This window comes from Streptosporangium canum (assembly GCF_900113865.1).
GTDB lineage: Bacteria > Actinomycetota > Actinomycetes > Streptosporangiales > Streptosporangiaceae > Streptosporangium > Streptosporangium canum.
The window spans coordinates 61862-81235 of record NZ_FOQY01000027.1; the positions used below are offsets into that span (position 1 = coordinate 61862).

The following is a 19374-nucleotide window of genomic DNA, read 5'->3' on the forward strand; positions in this document are numbered from 1 at the left end:
TCCCACCGGCCTCCCGGCCGGCTCTCCCGCCGGCGCCGAACTGGACGGGCCCGCTCGCGGCCGGACCCGCCGGGCACGGACGGGCCGCGAGGTCGATCACCGCGACTTCGGGCGGTCCGGGACGACCAGCTCCAGGTCGATCGGCAGGGCCTCGGGGTCGGAGCCGATCTTCTCCCGGTTGCGCTCCCAGATGTCCTTCCAGTAGCGGCCGTCGCCGTAGGCCTCCTCGGCGATCTCCCACAGCGAGCTGTCCGGGCCGGTGGTGACGGTACGGCCGCTCGGGGACGGCGAGCTCTCCGGTTTCGCCGGCGGGGACGGCTCCGCCGGCTGTGACGGCTGCGCCGACGGCGGGGCGCCGCTCGGGGAGGGCGACGGGGACGGGGTGCCAGAACCGGGCGCCTGCGGCGTGGTGCCGGACCGCGGGCCGGACATCTGTGGTCGCCGCCCGCAGGTGCACGGCTTGTCGGGCGGGCAGAGGCACGGCTCCTCCTCTTCCTCCGGCGGCAGGCCGGTGGTGTTGGAGAGCCGGCGCATCCGGTCCCAGAACTGGGATTCCCAGTGGCTGGGCGGGAGGGTCTCGCTGTCGGACCGGTTGAGGAGGTTCGCCAGCGCGCCGCCCGGCCCCGGCGCCGTCTGCGGCCCGGTCTCCCACGGCGGCACCGGCGGGGCCTGACCGCGCTCGCGCAGGTCCGCTCCCACCTCGTTGAGCTGCTGCGCCAAAGCGTCGCGCCGTTTCGCCAGAGCGTCGCGCTGCTCCTCCAAGGCGGTGCGCCCCTGCCCCGGGGCACCGAGCGGCTGCTCCAACGAGCGGACGGCCGTATCCGCCTTCTGCCACCGCTCCGCCAGATGCCGGTACTCGTTGTACCGTGCCGACACGTACTCGCTCCGCGTGGCGGTCAGGGGTGCCAGCAGGAAGCGGCGGATCACGCCCTGGCGCGGCGCGGACGCCGCCCGCGCCGGCACCGCGCCCGTACCGCCCGGCTGGAAGGTGCTGCCGCTCGGCCGTGCCGTGCTCGGCTGCTGCGGCGTCGCCGGACCGGCGGGGCTCTGCGGGGCGGCGACGGGCGCGGCAGACGGAGTCGCAGGGCTCTGCGGCGCGGCGGGGGCGGCAGACGGAGCGGCGGGGCTCTGCGGCACGGCGGCGGGCGCGGCGGGCGCGGTGGCGGCCAGCGCCTCGCGGACCCGTCCGGCGAAGTCGCTCTCCTCCGGCGAGCCGTTGTGCAGCACGCGCAGGTCCACACCGGCCTGGTCGGCGAGGGTCACCAGGTCAGGGTGGAGCGGGGCGAACGCCGAGGCGAACCCGTCGTCGGGCACCTCGCTGTACAGCTTGCCCTTGCGGGTGGCACGGTAATGGCGCACGGTGCCATCAGGCTCGCGCAGCTCGACGAGGACGTCGGTGCGCAGCCCGCGTGCCAGCAGCCGGGCCTGGGTCACCGGGCCCATCTGCCCGGGAGCGGTCGCGTTGACGGTGAGCAGGATCGGCGTGCCGCGCGTCCAGCGGCCGCTCAGGCTCCGCTCTGCCGTCTCGACGATCCCCTGACGCAGGACGTCGAGGGTGACGCCGGAACCGGCCTTGCCCTCGGTCTGCGCGATGTCCATCGCCTGGGTGGCCAGCGTGTCCAGGTCGAGCGAGGGCGTGGTCGCCGCCGGCGGCCCGCTCCGCCACCGCGCCCGCCAGCCGGGGCGCTCGGTGGTGCCGGTGGTGCCGGTGGTGCGGGTGACCTCCGGATCACCGAGGTTCCAGCCCCACCGGCGCCGGCCTTCGTCGCCGCGCCGGGCCTGCGCCTCGCTCAGCTCCTGCTCGAACACGGTCAGGTCGGCCTTGCCGGTCGCGGCGCCCGGCACCTCGATCCGCAGCTTGGGCGCCTTGGCGCCACTGGCCTTCACGGTCCTCAGCTCGGCGGCGAGGTCGAATACCAGCGGCACCTCGGTGCTGGCGGCGGCGCCCCGCTTGAAGACGCTGCGCTCGACGCGGATGCCGTTGCTGACCGAGGTCCGGAAGGAGGCAGTCCATCCGAAGAAGCGGCCGGCCTTCAGCCCGATGATCCCCAAGGCTCCCTTGAGAGAGAACCTCAGGCCCTGGTTGGTGGCCACCTCGGTCACGTGCATGATCCGGCGCACCCGGCCGATCTCGGTGTTCTCCCGGCCGGCGACGGTGACGTGCACGTCCTCGGGCCGGGCCCGGATGGTCACATCCACCACCGTGCCCGGCTTGCCCGGGTGGGGGACGCGGACCACCAGCCCCCCGTCCTTCTGCAGCATCTGCCGGAAGTTGGCGGCCTCCTGCATGTCGTTCAGGTTCTGCTCCAGCGTCGCCCGGGCCTGCCGAGCCGCCTTCGCACCGAACAGCTTGCTGTCCGCCAGCAGGTTCTGAACGGCCGTCAGCAGCCCGTCGGCCTGCAGACTGTCCACCTTGTAGGAGGGCGGCAGCGTGAACGGCCGGGGGTCGGGGACCCGGGTCCCCTCCGTCGCCCCCACCATCTCCTGCGCCACGAGCCGGGTCATCTCTCCCTGCAGTTCGACCACGACCGGCCGGCGGGCCTCGCCTTGCTCGCCCTGCTCTCCCGCGGCCGGTTCCGACCCGGTGTCCTCTCCGACCGTGATGGTGACCCCGACCGCGTGACGGACCTTGGCCATGCCCTCGAACGAGGCGCTCCGCTCCAGCTCGTTCCACTGCTCGCTGTTGGTCACCGAGCGGGAGCCGCTCTGGCCGGCCTCCGCCGCGCCGGAGGGGTCGACGCTGGCATCGGGATGTCCCACCGAACCGCCGGGGCTGACGCCGCCGCCCTGCGAGGTGCCGGCCGACGCGGACACGCTCTTGTTCCTGTAGGTGTAGCCCTGCATGATCAGGAGGAGGTCGCTGAGGCGACCGGTCACCTCGACCGGCCCGTCGCCGAGGTCCATCTGCAGCCGGATGGGGATCCGGCCGGCGTCCCGCACCGGCTGGGACTGCGCGTGCCCGTTCGCACCGAGCATGTTGACGATCTTTCCCCACCAGCGCCTGCCGGCGAAGTCGCCGAACAGGCGGCGGCGCAGCGCCGGATTCGAGGCCAGGACACCCGGCGCGTAGGCCTCGACGGCTTCGAGTATCGCGTTGTACACGTCGATCTCCGTGCCGTTCTGCGTGCGCAGGACGATCCGCTCGGGCCAGGACTGGCCCATGCGCTTGCGGAGGCCTTCCGGGAGCTCCGCCAGCTCCGGCTTGGCAGCCCTGTCGCGTTCCTTGGCGAATAGGCGGGCCAGTCCCCGGCCGGGGTCGGTCTCCCGCCTGAGGCTCTCGTCCTGGTTGCCGAACGACTCCATGAGCCGGTTGAACAACGCCGGCGGCGTGTGACGGGCGGCCAGCTCGGGCAGCGGGTCTCCGGAGCTGCGGGCGACCTTCAGGTCGTGGAGGTAGCGCTGGACCAGCGCTGCCTGCGTGGCGCGCTCGATCTCCAGCTTGCCGTGCATGAACGCTTCCACCACGTCGGACACCCGGTCCAGCGCCAGTGGGATCTTCCCCTGCGCGTACAGGCTCAGGACATCGCGTTCGGGCTTGCTGTACTGGTAGGTGCCGCCGGTCGTGGTGATCGTCTCGGTGTTGTCCGTGCCCACCTCGCTGATGACGACAGTGCTGCTCAACTCCGCCGCCATCATGACCTTGCGGCCGACGTCGATGGGCAGGCCTTCCGCTCCCGTGATCGGGGTCGTCGACTCCGAAGTGCCGTGGTTCGCCGAATGGGACCCGTTGGCCCCCGCGCCGATCTTCGGGTTCTCGGCCTGGCTCGATCCTCCCGAGACGGAGGCGTTCCCCGCGTGGCTGGTCTGCTCGCCGACGGACGTGGTGTCACTGGTCAGATCGAGCCCGATGAGACTGGTCAGCCATTTGCCCCCGGTGACGATCTGCGACTCGCCCAGGTGACCGCGGAGCGACACCGACCAACTGCGCTTCCCGAAGCCCTCCGTGTCCACGACGATCTCGATCTCGTAGCCGGTGCGCAGGAACTCGGGGTGACCCATGAGGTTGTCGATGCTCAGGGCCTCGGCGAGGACCTGGAACTCCGGGGTGCCCGGCCGTATGCCGGTCTTTTCGCTGATCTTGTTTATCAGCAGGTCGGCGTTCTTCCCCAGGTCCAGGGCCAGCTGCGCGGTCTCGGCCACGAGTTCCTCGGAGGTCGGGATCGTGGCCGTGGACTGCGAGATCCCATCCTGGGGCAGCAGGTCGCTGGGGATCGCCTGCTCCACCCGCACATCCGTGGAGGCGACCTCGTGCACCTGCCCGTCACCCTTCACATGGGTGACCGTCAACGTGTCCGTCTCCCCGATCTCCGCCGTAAGCCCCCCCAGACCTTCCAGCAGGACCACCCCGTTGGCGGTGCCACCCTTGTTCTCGGAGGTGTTCCGGCCCTTGCCTCCCGTGTAGCCGGCGCCGGCGGAGGTGGTGGACTCCCCGTCGCCGGACTTGTGGTCGACACCCGTCCCGACGCCCGCTCCCCAGGAGGTCGACTCGCCGCTCGAACTGCCCGCGGTGTCGGAGCCGATGTAAAGCGTGACGACCGTCTTGGCGTCGGTGTGCGAGATGTAGCTCCTGGTCTGCCACTTCCGGTCGATCTGGAGATGCAGGGTGAGATGCTCCGCCGGCTGGCCGGTCCGCTCGTGCGTGAGGTACAGGTACTTACCGCCCTGGGCGAGCTGGTTGTAGTGGGTTTCCACCCAGTCCTTCAGCTGGTTCTCTATGACGTCCATCATGGCCTCTTGGCTGGCCCGCTCCACCGGGTCGGACGAGAACACCGGGTTCTGCTCCCCGTTGCCATCCAGCTTGGGCAGCATGCCGTTCTTGCGAAGATACGCCGCCACCGTGCGCTGGAGCGCGGCGATGTCGGTCTTCAGCTCCGCGTGCCCGAATCCGATTCCGCGCACCTGGCCGGGCCCGTCGCCCTGCCAGGTCATCTCGCCCTTCCGGCCGGGCGGCGCCTCGGGCACGGAGTCGTCCTGCAGCATCAGCGAACCGTCGGGGTGCCGGCGCTCCACGCCGGAATCGTCCCGTACGATCGCTTGCTCGTCGAAAGGGAGCCCGGCGTTGGCCGCGACATTCTGCGCTATCTGCACCGTCGCCTTGATCGCGTCGCTGATCGGAGAGAGCGGCTTGTCCTTGCCCTTGTCGTGGAGCGTGCCCTCGACCTCCAGCTCCACCTCGAACGTGTTGACCTGGTTCCTCCCGGACTTCCGTCTCACGATCGGTGTGATCGCCGCGCCACCCGCGTTCAGCCCGACCGACTTCGACCCCGAACGGGAGCCGTTGCCGGACACCTTCGCCGCCAGGTTCTTGAACCGGTGGTTCAGCTCGGCGAGCGTCTCGCCGGAGAACTTGGCCCCCAGTGCGCCGCTCGCGTTCCACGACCGGTTGGCCCCCTGCCCCACCGACGCCACGGACTGCGCGACGCCCACATCCTCACCGAGCTGCTTGGAGCTGGCCGTTCCGTCCACCTGCGCGGCCAGCCTCACCCTCCCGTCGGGGGTGGACTCGTATTTGAGTCTGCCCTTCAGCACGATGGTCAGCTCCGGGTGCCCCGGAACGCTGATGATCTGCCGCAGTCCTTGCGGGCTGTTGACCAGTTCGGCCAGCTGGGCCGGCGTCTTCCCGACGATGAAGGTGCGTATCTGCTCCTGGGCCAGGCTGTTGCGGGCCAGATCGGGTGCCTGGGAGAGCAGCTCCGCCCTGAACTTTTCGAGCACCCCTTCCAGACCTTCGACATCGATGGGCGCGCTCTTCGGAAGCGGCGGCGCCTTCCCAGGTTCGAAGGTGAGCTGAGCGGTTTCCTCGGGGCCATGCTCGATGTGAGCATGTGAGACCGCCATCTCGACCCTCGTCGCGTCGCCGGCATAACCGTCGACGACCCGCACGACCGACCTCCCGCCGGCCTCCCCCGGGGCGACGACCTCGAACTCGAACTCGGCGGCCCCGTCGTACACCGATGACTCGCCCCGGTTGTCCAGGACCGGGCCGTTCCGCACGAACCCGGCGAAGCTCATGGAGGTCGACTGCCCCCGGCTACGGCCGCCGCCGCCGCCAAGTACGATGCGCGGCCCTACCGTCTCGATCAGATGCCGGAAGCCGTTCTCGGGCGGTAGTGCCTTGACCAGGGTTCCGAGCAGACCCGGCACGTCGACATCCCCCGACCAGCCGTTGCTGCGTCCGCCGCTGACCGATACGCCGTGGCTGCCCTGGATGAAGCGGCCGGTCATCGCCTCGGAGACCGTCCAGCCCTTCGAGCGGAGGACCTCGACGAGATCACTCACCAGCAGCTTGACCCTCAGCTCGACGCCCCTCACCCTCACCACCGCTCCGTCGGGGGAGAGCATCTGGCCGAACTCCGTCTCCAGCACGCTCTCCAGCTCGGCGACGGTGTATCGGTAGTCGCTCCCCTTGGCGGCCAGCGCCTCGTTGACCTTCTCGGTCAACTTGGTCATGTACGGCAACGGGCCGACCGGCAGGCCGGCGGGCAGCATGGCCGTCGACGGCATCGCCTCCTGCATGGCCTTGTGATACTCGGCGAGCTGGGATTCGGCCTCATGCGCGAGCCTGGCGACCCGGGCGGCCAGCGGGCCGGCATGGCTTGTCCGCTGGTGGGCGGTCAGCCGTCCCAGAGCGGCCGACGTCGCCGCCAGCGCCGAACGCGCGGCCTCGGCCTGGGCGCGGGCCTGTTCGTACGTGGCCGCGATCCGCAGATCCCGGGTCGCGGACTCCTGATCGGCCTTGGCCTGTGCGCGGGCCTCGTGGCGCCGCTTCGGTGCCTCGCTGTCGCGCTCCCCGTCGAGCGGCTTCCCGTCCCGCTCCGCCTTCTCGGCGGCCTCCACCTTCGCGAGCGCCTCCTTGGCGCCCTTCATGGCCTTCCCGGCGCTGCGCGCCCTGGACTGCCTGCGTTCCTTCAGGGCGCTCTCGGCCGCTGCCAGGGACTCGGTCAGCTCCTTCACTCGCCCGGCCAGATCGGAGATCGCGGAAGGCCGCGACGACGTTCCCGGTGCGGCCGGGTTCGAGGCCGTCCCGGCCAGCTCGGCGGCGAGCTCGTCGGCCTTCCGGACGATCTCCTCCGCCGCCCCGACCTGCCGCCCCGGACGGAGGGCGGCGTACTCGTCCGCCGGTGCGCTCGCCGGCTCGTTCGCCTTGTTCGCCTTGGTGACCAACTGACGCGCGCCATCGGTCAGCTCGGACTGGTCCAGGCCGTTCGGATTGTCCAGGACGATCTCCGTGGCCACCCGCAGGGCCGCGGCGCCGGTCTCGGGAGCCGCTTCCGCCAGGAAGTGGAGACCCTGGATCGCGCCTTCCAACGCCGGCCGGCCGTCGGCCCGAGCTACCTCGATGCCCAGCCAGGCGGCTGCCTCCGCGCGCAGCCGGTGCGGGCCGACGCCGTCGCCGGCCCGGGTCTCCAGCCGTTCCCTCACCAGGCGGAGGGTGGCGGCGGGGAGATGGACGACGCTCCCGTCCGCCCTGCTCAGCCGCACATGACCGCCCTCTACCAGCAACGCGTCGAGACCCAGTTTCCCCATGACGTCGGCCATCGCCGATTCGGCGAGCTCCGTCCTGGTCGTGGGACCTGTCGCGCCCTGCGCGGTCTGCGGGCCCGCGACGCTCTGCGGGGTCGTCTGGCCCTGGGTGGTCGTAGCGGAGACAGGCCCCGCGCCCTGAGACGACGCCCCCTGAGGCGACGCACCCTGCGTGGACGGGCCGGACGCGACCTGTCCGCTCTGCGCGGTCACGCCTGCCCCGGACGGATCCGATCCCGTCGGCGCGGCCTGCGCGGCCTGCGCGGGGGAACCGGACGCGCTCGGCCCGGACGGATCCGTCCCCGCCTGCGTGGTCTGCGCGGACGGAGCGGACGTGCCCTGCCCGGCGGTCCCCGTCTGACCTCCCTGCGCGGTCGCAGCCGACCCCGATGGATCCGCCGCCGTCTGCGCGGTCTGCGCGGATTGACCGGGCGTGCCCTGCCCGGCAGGCACGGACCCGGCCTGGCTTCCCTGCGCAGTCGACCCCGACGGATCCGGCCCCACCGGCGTGGTCTGCGCGGTCTGCGCGGACGGACCGGACGTGGTCTGCCCGGCGGTCCCCGTCTGCCCCGTCTGCGCGGCCGTACCCGGCCCGGACGGATTCGACCCCGTCTGCCCCGTCTGCGCGGACGGACCGGACGTGGTCTGGCCACCCTGCGCGGTCCCGGACCCGGTCTGCCCACCCTGCGTGGTCCCGCTCTGGCTTCCCTGCGCGGCCGTACCCGGCCCGGACGGGTCCGTCCCCGTCTGCCCGGTCGGCGCGGACGGGCCGGACGCGGTCTGCCCCGCGGACGTCGATCCGGCCGGGGCCCCTTGCGTGGCCGCGGCCGGTGCGGCCGGTGTGGACGGCGCGGACGGCGCGGACGGCGCGGGCCTGGACGGCGCGGCCTGCCCTCCGGGCGCTGCCTGGCCGTTCGTGCTCTGAGCTCCGCCGACCACCGCCGGGTCGCCTCCGGTGGACGGCGGTCCCGCCGGGGGCGTGCCGCCTGTGGGAGCGGACGAGGAAGCGGGATCGGGCGGGGGGATGGTCGCGGTCGCGAGGTTGGTGGTGTTCGCCGCCACGGACGCGTCGTAGGAGGCGAAGGAGGCGGCGAGGCCGCTGCGGAACGTCGCGACAGGCGTACGGACGGCCTGAATGACCTCTCCGTTGAACGGGCTGAGCGAGCCGTACCGGGCGGCGGCGCCGGTGAACGCGCCGACGCCGCCTTCCACTGTCGGGAGCACGAGCTGGCCGTGGCCCAGGCCGACGACCAGGCCTCCACCGGCCGAGGCGATGATGTTGACCGCGCCGGCCTGCGTGATGCCCTGCAGTGTCCGGCCGGTGAACCTCCTGGAGGCCCTGCCAGGGCCGAACAGTCTGGACACCACCGGGGCGACCTTCATACCGAAGGCCCCGCCAAAGCCCCCACCCACCAGCGAGTCTATGAATCTCCGCTGGTCGACCCTGTCCCGCGTTCCGCGTTTTTTCTGGTCCAGCTGGGTCGCCCCATCGATGACGCCCTCCTCGGTGGCCTCCTCGGCGACCTCCAACGCGACGGCTTTCCGGCCGGCACTGCTGAGGATCGTCCGGGTGGAGCCGCTGGCCGCCGCAGTGGTCGCGACCCGCTGGGCGACCGGGAGGACCGCCCTGGCACCGGCCGAGCGTCCGGCCGCCGCGGCGAGCCGCCGGAGGATCGTGTCGATGTCCCAGCGCGTTTTCCTGGCGATGAGCACGATGAGCCGGGCGGCCATTCCCCCGGTGAAGAAGACGGCGACGAGCCCGATGGAGATCGCGATCAACGAGATCCAGAACGCCACGTTGATCGAGATCTTGGAGTACTGCGTCTCCAGTGCGAAGTTGCCGAGCTTGGCGGCGTAGGCGGCGGCGTTCTCCTTCAGGACGGGGACGCCCGAGTCCGGCGAGTAAAGAGATTCGAGCTTCGCGATGGAGTTGTCCGTCGGGGGCGCGTCCCACTTCTGCAGGGTCCTGTCGATTACCGGGACGCCCTCCTCTACATGGGAGTCCAGGCCCTGCGCCAGCTCGTGCCAGAGCATCCGCAGCCGCCACTGCGTGCTCTCACTGCCCTCGGGCCACATCTGGCCGGCGGAGAGCAGTGCGATCAGGGTGTCGGCCCAGGCCGGCAGGCTCTCGCCCCACGCGGGTGTGACGTCGGCGGCGAAGCCGTCGCCGGGATCCTCGGCGAGATACCCGTCGGAGGCGATTGAGGTGTTGCTGGAACTCGTGCTGCCGCTCACGTCGCCCCCGTTCTGGCTTCCGTCGTCCGTCGGGCGCACGCCGACCGGCCGGCGTGCTCACGTGCCCTCATCCCGCCGGCTGCGAGGAGAGCGGCTCAGCGTCTGGTCGTGTTTCCTACACTTGGAGGTTGCCCATCATCTGGCCCTGAGCATGATCCGTGGCGAGGGAGTTCGCGATGGCCTTGCGGATCCGTGCCGGTTCCGCGGCGGCATCGGCGATGATCTGGCCGCCATTGGTGATCATCTGGAAGAGGGCGCCGCCCTGGTAGTACGACGCCTGGAACGCCAGGCCCGGGGTGTCGGCGCCCCAGGTCGAGGAGTTGTTGAGCTGCTGGATCTTGGCTATCTGCGTCTGCCACATCGTGCGGACATCGGACGCCACCCGGTCCCACTGGCTGAGCTCGACGGCCACCGCCGGGTCGATGGCGATGTGGTCGGAGTCGTTGGGCACGGCCGGTCACCTCTTCCCGAGCAACTGGCTCGCCATCTGCTCCAGCACGCCCTGGAGGTCTCCCTCCAGATGCGCCTTCATCTGGTCGCCGGGGACCAGTGGTTCGAAGAGCTCGATGACCCGTTCCTGGGCCTTGGCCGCGGCGCGGTGGATGGTCTCCGCGATGGAGTCGGCCAGCTGGCGGGCGTCCGGTTTGCGGTAGATGCGGGGGTCGATGTCGAGCCTGACGAGGTCACCGCGCGCACCGACCGTCGCCGATATCAGCCCGTCGGGCGACTTCTCCGTCACCTGTACGGCTCGCGCCTCCTCGTGCAGCGCCGGAGCCTCGTCCTGCAGTCGCTTGAAGGTGGTCCGCAACTCGTCGGCGTAGGCCCGCATGCCCGCCACGTCCACCGGCTCGAACTGCTCCACGCCGCCCCCTCGCAACGCCGACGGGTTCACCCAGCAGCACCGCGCGACCCCGATTTAACACAGGCAACACCTGTAGTTAACTTCCTGGCATTTTGACACTCCCGAACGATCTTCTGCAAGAGCTAGTTTCCCCACTAATCACGACAAAAGATCACACATCGGCCTACCTGACCAAGTTGTGACATAACACCACGCTTTTCCCTGGCTCGTCTCGGTGACCGGGGTGCCGTCACAGGGCCAGGAGCACGACGTTCTCGCGGATCCCGGCCACCTCGTGAACCGGGACCCAGCGCCGGTAGACGCCCCGCTCGACCCGCTCCATCCCCAGTTCGAGAGCGACCGGCACCAGCCCGCCGACGTACTCGACGAGCAGCTCGCCGTCGCGCTCGTCACATATCTGGCACGTCACGCCGCGCCACTCGCCGACCGTCGTGACGGAGTAGACCGCCTGGCAGTCCTCGGCCGGCACCGGCCGGACGTGGCAGCCCGGCGCCTGCTCCTCGAAGCCCTCCGCAGGCTCGGAGCTCCGCAGCCGGATCCACAGCCGGTCCGGATGCTGGTCGAGGCCGGCGGGATACTCGACCCCCTGCCAGCGGGCCCGGTAAAAGTGCCGCCTCGTCACAGGCCCTCCGGCCCGGTCTCCTGGTCGGGAGCGTCGGCCGGCGCGTCGGGGACCAGCATCCACTGCCCTGAATCGCCGTCGTACATCGCGAGCCGGCGCTCGACCCCTTCTATGGTCAGCTCGCTGATCTCGGCGCCGTACGGCAGCTCGACCCCGTCGACCTTGTACTCGCGGATCAGCTGGTCGACGTTGGGCACCAGCCCCATGCCGACGAACGGAGGCTCCTCGATCACCCACCCGCCCACCGCGGCCATGGTCTCCTCGTCGACGCCGCCGTACGGGGTGCGGTAGAGGTCCGGTCCGACCGCGTACCACCGCAGGATGAGGACGGACCCCTCGTCGGTCATCATCTCCTCGGCGGACTGCCCCAGCGCGTCCACCAGCACGGTCGGAGTCGCGATATGCGCGACGTCCAGAGCGTGGTGGCAGTAACCGGAGACCCGGGACCCGCCGTCGGCGAGGTAGGCGTAGGCGTCGCGGGGCCGGAGCAGCTTCTGCACGACCGCCACTCCGGACTCCGGCTCGGCCTCGCGGTCCTGGACCAGCGACGGCACCGCGAGCCTGGCCACCGCGCCGGACTCCAGGAAGAAGTGGACCGGAAGGCCGGGATTGACCGCCAGCCCCCAGCGCAGGTCGGGCCAGGCGGCCGCCAGATCGAGCAGCGAGACGACCCGGCAGTGCCGGATGGCGCCGCCGGTCCCGGCCCGCATCGCCTCGATCGAGGTGTAGACCAGCAGCCAGGTCCGCTCGTCGTCGGCCTCGACCGGCCAGACGGCCGGTTCGCGCCCCTCCGCCGCGGCCGGAGTGATCGGCAGCGCGAATTCCGCATGCCGCAGCATGCTCAGGCAGAGGACGAGATCACCGGCCGCGAACGCCGACCCCAGATACTCCTCGAACGCGTTCGCCGGCTCCCATTCCCGCACGGCGACCACCCTAAGGTGTCACGTGCCGAGGCGGCGGACGGGCCTCCGGCACGCCGGGCGGACGCGCTGCTCACCCGCACGCCGTACGCCGCCGGCGACGGCTCCCGGCGGGCCGGCGGGGTGGCGGGGTGGCCGGCGGCCCGTCCGCCAGTCTCCGGAATTCGCAAACGTTGCCAGGTCACGGGCTCCTGCGGGCGAGGACCGAGTGGACGGCGAACGAGACCGCCCTGAACCCCGGGTCCGCCATGACGGCCCGGACGTCCCCGAGCTGGGGCCTGGTCATGCCCGCCTCCAGGAAGCGCTCCTCCAGATGGAGGCTGTTGCTGGTGAGCAGGCCGATCCCGGCGGAGCCCGGACCCCACACCTCGATCCGGCACTGGGGGTCGACGTCGACCAGGCCCGCCTCGCGCATCGCCTGCGCGGCGGACGCACCCCAGGTGGGATCGCTGCCGGCGGCGCCCAGCACCCGGGCCATGGCGGCGATGTAGGTCTCGTACAGCTCCCGCGCCCGCCGGTCGGGGGTGAGCAGCGGCGCCCAGTGGCTGATGTCGATCTCGTCGACCTGGAGCCGGCCTCCCGGCCGCAGTGCGGCGCGCAGGCGCTCCAGCACCCGTTGCCGTTGGGGCAGATGGCTCAGCACGAGCCGGGCGTGGATCAGGTCGAACTCGTCCGGCGGTAGCGGGTCGTCGACGATGTCGTGCTTGACGACGGTGAGGCCGGGACGGGCGGGGATGAGGCCGGGCTTGATGTCGGTGGCCAGCACACGGCCGGTCGGCGCCACCCGTTCGGCCAGCCACAGCGCCACGCTGCCGCCCCCCGCTCCGACCTCCAGGCAGTTCCAGCCGTCGGTGACGCCGGTCTGCCCGAGCCGTTCGGTGGTCAGCGGGTCGAGGAGTTCGGCCAGATACCGGTGCTGGTCGGCGGAGTGGGTCCCGTCGTTGTCGAAGACGTATTCGGACGTGATCGCAGAGCTCTGCCCGGTCACGCACTTCCCTTCCCGAGGAACGTATGATCTCGCCCTCGCATGCTAGGCGTTGACCACCCGGGGCGTGCGGCTTTGCCCCTGCGGCCGGATCGGCGCGGTGAGGTCTCCCGCCGGCCGATCGACCGCCTCCCGGGGGAGTGACTCGGCGAAATCCGGTGAGGTACCCCGATGACGCGATAGGCGAGGGGGGACCATGGGCACCGTTGCGGAGCAGTTCATCGAGGTGTTGCGGCAGGCCGGGGTGGAGCGGGTCTACGGGGTGGTGGGCGACAGCCTGAACCCGGTCGTGGACGCGATCCGCAAGACCGCCGGCATCGAGTGGGTGCACGTGCGCAACGAGGAGGCGGGGGCGTTCGCCGCCGCGGCCGAGGCGCAGGTCACCGGCCGTCTGGCGGTCTGCGCGGGGAGCTGCGGGCCCGGCAACACGCATCTGCTCCAGGGTCTCTACGACGCCCACCGGAGCGGCGCCCCGGTGCTCGCCCTGGCATCGCACATCGCCGGCGCGCAGATCGGCACGGGGTTCTTCCAGGAGACCCACCCGGACCGCCAGTTCGTGGACTGCAGCGGCTACTGCGAGATGATCGGCAGCGCCGAGCAGATGCCCCGGGTGCTGCGCATCGCCGTCCAGCACGCCATCGGCCACAGCGGCGTCGCCGTCGTGGTGCTCCCCGGCGATGTGGCGGACATGCCGGCCGCGCACGGCACCGGCACCCACGGGTTCCTCACCCGGCAGGGCACGGTCCGGCCCCCTTCCGACCAGGTGGCGCAGCTGGCCACGGCGCTGAACAGCGCGGAGAAGGTGATGCTGTTCTGCGGCGCCGGGGTGCGCCGCGCGCACGAGGAGGTCATGTCGCTGGCCGCGCGCACGCTGGCCCCGGTCGGGCACGCGCTGCGCGGCAAGGAGTGGATCCAGTACGACAACCCGTACGACGTGGGGATGAGCGGGCTGCTCGGCTACGGCGCGTGCTACGACGCCATGCAGGAGGCCGACCTGGTGGTGCTGCTCGGCACCGACTTCCCCTACGACGACTTCCTGCCGGGTAAGCGGACGGTCCAGATCGACCACGACCCCGCGCAGCTGGGCCGCAGGACCCCGCTGGAGCTGGCCGTGCACGGCGACGTCAGCGAGACGCTGCTCGCGGTGCTGCCTCAGGTCGCGCGGAAGACGGACCGGCGCTACCTCGACAAGATGCTGTCCAAGCACGTGAAGACGCTGGACAACGTCGTGAACGCCTACACCCGCGACATCGAGCACCACACGCCGATCCATCCGGAGTACGTGGCGAGCGTCGTGGACGAGCTCGCCGCCGACGACGCGGTGTTCACCGTGGACACCGGCATGTGCAACGTCTGGGCGGCGCGCTACCTCACCCCCAACGGCCGTCGCAGGGTGATCGGCTCCTTCAAGCACGGGAGCATGGCCAACGCGCTCCCGCACGCCATCGGCGCGCAGTTCGCCGACCGCGGGCGGCAGGTCGTCTCGCTCTCCGGCGACGGCGGGCTCGGCATGCTCATGGGCGAGCTCCTCACCGCCCGGATGTACGACCTGCCCGTCAAGATCGTGGTTTTCAACAACTCCTCGCTCGGCATGGTGAAGCTGGAGATGCTGGTCGACGGGCTGCTCGACTTCGGCACCGACGTCGCGCCCGTCGACTACGCGGCGATCGCCGCCGCGATCGGGCTGGGGTCGGTCCGGGTCGAGAAGCCCACGCAGGTCCGCGAGGCGCTGGCCACCGCCTTCGCGGCGCCGGGGCCGTACCTGGTGGACGTGGTCACCGACCCCGACGTGCTCTCCATGCCGCCGCGCATCACCGCCAAGCAGGTCAAGGGGTTCGCGCTGGGGGCGGGGAAGGTCGTGCTGACCGGCGGGGTGGGACGCATGATCGACATGGCCAGGGCGAACCTGCGGAACATCCCGCGACCGTGAGCACGGCCGGAAGCACGACCGTGAGCGCGGCCGGAAGCACGACCGTGAGCACGGCCGGAAGCACCGCCGGGACATGGACGTGCCGCCTCCCCGCGCCGGGGGGCCTGAGCGCACCGCGCCCGTGAGCGCGCCGGGTACGGCAAGCTGACGGGGTGAGCAAACTTGAGCGCCGGATCGTGGAGGCGGCGGAGGCCGCGCTCGCGCAGCGGAAATACGTCACCGCGATCGACGTGCTGACCGGGGTCCGCTGGCTGCACGCCCGGCACGTGGACACCTGGCGGCAGGGCCGGGTCGCCGCGCTGGAGGAGCTCGCGGCCGTGGACGGCGCGAAGATGGCCGACGCGGTGGCCGCGCTCCGGCGCTGGGCACTGGCCAAGGGGCTCACCCCGAGCGAGACCGCCTACGTGTCCGGCGGCCGGGACCGGGGAGAGCTGCGGTTCGTCGCCGGCGGGGACGACAGCGCCTTCCGGGTCCACTGGATCTCGCCGGACATGAGCGAGGCCCGACGGCGGCAGCTCGCCGAACGGCAGAGCAAGGCTCCCGATCTGGTGGTGGTGGAGGCGCAGCAGTCCTGGGAGTGCGCGGGCTGCGGCGACACCGGCCCCCACCTCATCATGGAGAACGCCGGACCGCACTGCCTGACCTGCGCGGACATGGACCACCTCGCCTTCCTGCCCTCGGGCGACGCGGCTCTCAGCCGGCGGGCTAAGAAGGAGAGCGGGCTGGCCGCCGTCGTGGTCAGGTTCAACCCGCGCCGCAAGCGCTACGAGCGGCGGGGCATCCTCGTCGAGGAGGCCGCGCTGGCGCTGGCCGAGGAGCGGTGCCTGGCCGACGAGGAGGTACGGCTACGCCGCCGCGAGCGGGACCGGGAGCGGCGGGCCGGCGAGGACGTGGAGTTCCAGGCCGGGATGGCCATGGAGATCACCCGGATGTTCCCCGGCTGCCCGCCCGAGCGTGCCGAGGAGATCGCCCGGCACGCCGGTCAGCGGGGCAGCGGCCGGGTGGGCCGTACCGCCGCCGCCAGGGTGTTCGACGCGAACGCGATCACGCTGGCGGTGGTCGCCTCGGTGCGGCACCTCGACACCGACTACGACCGGCTGCTGATGTCGGGGGTGCCCCGTGCCGAGGCCAGGGACCGGATCCGGACGGCCATCGACCGGGTCCTCGACCGGTGGCGCACGGCTGCCGGCGCCCCCGCGCACGATCGGCCCCATGGAGAAACGGCGTGAGGCCGTCCCCGCCGCCGCGCCGGAGGTTCCCGGCCGGATCAGACCGCAGAATGCCGGACGACTCGGCATAGAAACCTTTTCACCGGCACTTTCCCTTTTTAGGGGACTGCGGGGCGGCGTGGCATCACAAGGCTCTCATCCACGACTGTAAGCATCCTTACTGTCACGTTGAGTTACTCGACGGGCGAGTATGGGCCGCATTCCGGCCAGCGAGTCAGTCGCGGCCGCGCGCCGCGTTCCGAAAGGAACGGAATCTCTATGTTCACGCCCAATCCCCGAATGAACGTCACGACCGCGCACATCCGGCCGACGAGGCGCCGTCCGTCCGCGGGGGCGGTGACGCTGACCCTGGCCGGGTCCCTCGCCATCGCTCTCACCGCCACCGTCTCCGCCTCCGCCGTCACCTCTCCGTCCCAGGGAATCCTGGCCGCCGCGACCCGCTCCTCCACCCCCAATCCCCCTCCGGTCCCCTTTAAACACTCGATCAGGGATGAGGCCGACAGGAAGTGCTCGCCCAGGAACTTCTTCAGGTTCCACGACTTCGAGCCCAGGAACTTCTTCGTCCCCCGCACCCACTTCATCGACGGTCCCGGCGGCACGATGACGGCGACGGTCAGGCGGCAGCACCGCGTCTACTTCGAGGTCGAGATCGAAAGGGAGAAGAACTCCGAGATCGACAGGGACAAGGCCAGGAGCAGGAGCAGGACCACCACCACCACCACCGCCCCGAACGCCGCCGGCACGACCACCGCCGACGCGAACACCACCGACGCCGTGGACACGAGGAACCTGATCCGCCGGCTGCGCAACAACGTGAACCCCCTGCTCGCCGAGGAGCTCATCGTCGAGGCCGGGCACGACTACACGCAGGAGATCAGCGACGGCATGTACGGCAACATGTGGTACCGCGTCTTCGGCTACCGGGTCGGCTTCGCCCAGTGGCGCGAGCTCAGCGACTGCACCCGGCACAAGGTCGTCACCGGGATCGCGAGCGTCCCCGCGAGGGTGGAGGGCTGGCGCTACTGGGAGACCAAGCACCCGATGTACAAGGGACGCAAGCTGTCCGAGAAATAGGGCACACCGGCCGTGACCGCGGAGGTCGCCGGCGTGGAACGGGCGACTGCCTGAGCGTCGGATGACGCCAAGCGCCTTGCGGGCGCGCTCATCCCACGCGTCCGGGGAGTCCCCTCGGTCACCCGGCCGGGAGCGGGAGTGCCCCGGCCGGGTGCGGCGTCACCGGGCGCTGGTGCGGAACGGCTTGGCCGGCTTGCCCAGGTTGGGGGTGCCGAGCAGCTTCTTCGAGGAGATCGCGTAGATGCCGTCGTTGGTGAAGACCCAGGCGATCTTGCGGTCCCATTCGACGTAGGTGCCGTGGGTCTGGTTGCCCAGGGCGTAGTCGGGCACCCCCTTGGCGAAGCCCGCCGGGACGAACTGCGCGACGATCTTCGGGTGCTTCGGGTCGCGGGTGTCGAAGAACTGCACGCCCGCGTTGTAGAACGCGTACGGCAGCAGGCCCTGCCTGGGCTCGCCGGGCGAGGTGTAGTAGCCCGAGCGCTTGGGGCCGAAGCTGCCGCCGCGCTGGCAGTAGTCGCCGAACGGGGCCGCCGCGGCGGGCTCGGGCCGGGGCAGGGCGCCGACGATGCGGGGCTTGGCCGGGTCGCGGACGTCGATCTGGAAGATGTCCTTGTAGGGCTCGTGGCAGTCCTCGCCCAGCGGGTAGCCGGAGACGTAGATCATGCCGGTCTTCTCGAACTGGGAGACGTCCACGTTGTCCGCCTCGGTGCCGCCGACCGACATGGGCAGGTCCAGGTGGGAGACCTCGGTCATCTTGGCCGGGTTGGAGATGTCCAGCACCGACAGGCCGTAGCCGCCCAGGGCCGCGAAGCCGTACTTGCCGCCCTCCTCGACCGGCTTGGGGATGAACAGCGGCATGCGCGCGCCCATCCAGGAGGTCTGGTTGCCGCAGCGCGGGTTCTTGGCGTAGTCGGCGGACTCGCCGGCGACCTGGCCCTTCCGGTGCCACTCACCGATCTTCTTCGGCCTGGCCGGGTCGGACATGTCGTAGGCCTGGTAGCCGGCCGAGTACAGGTAGGTGGGCACCTCGGTGTTGCTCCAGGTGTCCAGCGGCGCGGCGGCGACGAACATGTACTTGCCGCCGGTCCAGTACGGCACGTCCAGCGAGCCCGAGCCCTGCTGCGGCCCGTCGACCGGCGCGTTCAGCGGGTCGGCCGCCGAGCCGTCGGTGGTGACGGTGGCCAGCAGCTTCCAGTCCTTCTTGCGCGGGCCGTCGAGCCGGTAGACCTTGAAGCCCTTGAAGCTCGTGGTCTCACGGAGCTTCTCGACGCCCTCGGCGTTGTGGAACTTGGAGTGCTCCACCGAGTCGCCCAGCTCGCCGACCTGGCGCTTCTGCTCGAAGCTCTGGACCATGACGTAGGCGCCGAGCTTGGTGTTCCACTGGATGGTGGAGGCGCCCCAGTAATCGTGGGCCTTCCAGTCCTTGCCGTCCTTGAGCTCGACGTTCTCGCCGTACTCGGCCTTGATGTCGTTGCGGCTGAGCGACTCGACGATCTTGACCTTCCTGACGTCGGTCACGTCGTAGACGCGGCCCTCGCTCCGGTCGTACTGGAACAGGTAGCGGCGGCCGTCGAAGTCGACGATGTTCTGCCAGCTGTGGAAGTAGTCCGGGGTGAACTCGGCGCCCCGGTAGGCGGCCTCCAGCTTGATCGGGCCTTCCAGGTAGGACTTCGGGTCGTAGCCCTTGGTCTTCCCGAACAGGTCCTGGGCGCCGCCGGGGAAGGAGAAGCGCTCCTCGCCAGCCGGGGTCAGGGAGGGGTGCCGGAAGGTGCCGTCGAGCTGCATGCCGTACGTGCCGGCCTGGGGGTCGGCCGGGCGGCGGTCACCGCAGACGGAGGGGATGTTCGGATCGTCGGGGGCCGCTGCCCGCACCGCCGTACCGGAGGCGAGGACGAGACCCGCGACGCCGGAGGTGATCAGGGCATGCCGGAGGAAGTGGCGCATGGCGCGACCTTTCACAGGAAAGGGAGGAACACCCTCAGGCTTTCGGTTC

The 19374-nt window shown here is 71.1% G+C and carries 10 protein-coding genes; 3 read left to right on the top strand and 7 right to left on the bottom strand.

What is annotated here, in order from left to right:
• Positions 1-96 precede the first annotated feature (96 nt).
• The 6 genes from BM085_RS30785 to BM085_RS30810 form a co-directional block, all read right to left on the bottom strand.
• A complete protein-coding gene (locus BM085_RS30785; protein ID WP_143121134.1) occupies positions 97-9759 on the bottom strand; it encodes a WXG100-like domain-containing protein in 9663 nt (3220 codons plus the stop codon).
• 115 nt (positions 9760-9874) lie between these two features.
• Positions 9875-10210, bottom strand: a complete 336-nt coding sequence (locus tag BM085_RS30790) for a hypothetical protein (protein ID WP_093890360.1) — start codon at positions 10208-10210, stop codon at positions 9875-9877.
• Between the two features lie 6 nt (positions 10211-10216).
• The gene (locus BM085_RS30795; RefSeq protein WP_051864148.1) at positions 10217-10621 is read right to left on the bottom strand and encodes a YbaB/EbfC family nucleoid-associated protein; all 405 of its coding nucleotides are present in this window, start codon (positions 10619-10621) and stop codon (positions 10217-10219) included.
• Positions 10622-10850: 229 nt separating this feature from the next.
• Positions 10851-11243 (bottom strand): hypothetical protein, encoded by a 393-nt coding sequence (locus tag BM085_RS30800; protein WP_093890361.1) that lies wholly within the window; start codon positions 11241-11243, stop codon positions 10851-10853.
• Positions 11240-12166: an SseB family protein gene (locus BM085_RS30805; RefSeq protein WP_093890405.1), complete on the bottom strand. Its 927-nt coding sequence runs from the start codon at positions 12164-12166 to the stop codon at positions 11240-11242. The genes BM085_RS30800 and BM085_RS30805 overlap by 4 nt, the downstream gene beginning before the upstream one ends.
• A 178-nt stretch (positions 12167-12344) precedes the next feature.
• Positions 12345-13151: a class I SAM-dependent methyltransferase gene (locus tag BM085_RS30810; RefSeq protein ID WP_093890362.1), complete on the bottom strand. Its 807-nt coding sequence runs from the start codon at positions 13149-13151 to the stop codon at positions 12345-12347.
• Positions 13152-13344: 193 nt separating this feature from the next.
• Here BM085_RS30810 and BM085_RS30815 point away from each other — a divergent pair, with 193 nt between their 5' ends.
• The 3 genes from BM085_RS30815 (at position 13345) to BM085_RS44785 (ending at position 17381) form a co-directional block, all read left to right on the top strand.
• Positions 13345-15078, top strand: coding sequence for a pyruvate dehydrogenase (locus BM085_RS30815; RefSeq protein ID WP_093890363.1), 1734 nt, complete (start codon positions 13345-13347; stop codon positions 15076-15078).
• A gap of 152 nt (positions 15079-15230) precedes the next feature.
• Positions 15231-16307 (top strand): DUF2293 domain-containing protein, encoded by a 1077-nt coding sequence (locus tag BM085_RS30820; protein WP_245789791.1) that lies wholly within the window; start codon positions 15231-15233, stop codon positions 16305-16307.
• 279 nt (positions 16308-16586) lie between these two features.
• On the top strand, positions 16587-17381 hold the full coding sequence (locus BM085_RS44785; RefSeq protein WP_093890364.1) for a hypothetical protein: 795 nt from the start codon (positions 16587-16589) through the stop codon (positions 17379-17381).
• 159 nt (positions 17382-17540) lie between these two features.
• On the opposite strand, the gene BM085_RS30830 is transcribed toward BM085_RS44785, so the two are convergent.
• A complete protein-coding gene (locus BM085_RS30830) occupies positions 17541-19325 on the bottom strand; it encodes an LVIVD repeat-containing protein (protein WP_093890365.1) in 1785 nt (594 codons plus the stop codon).
• Positions 19326-19374: the final 49 nt, after the last annotated feature.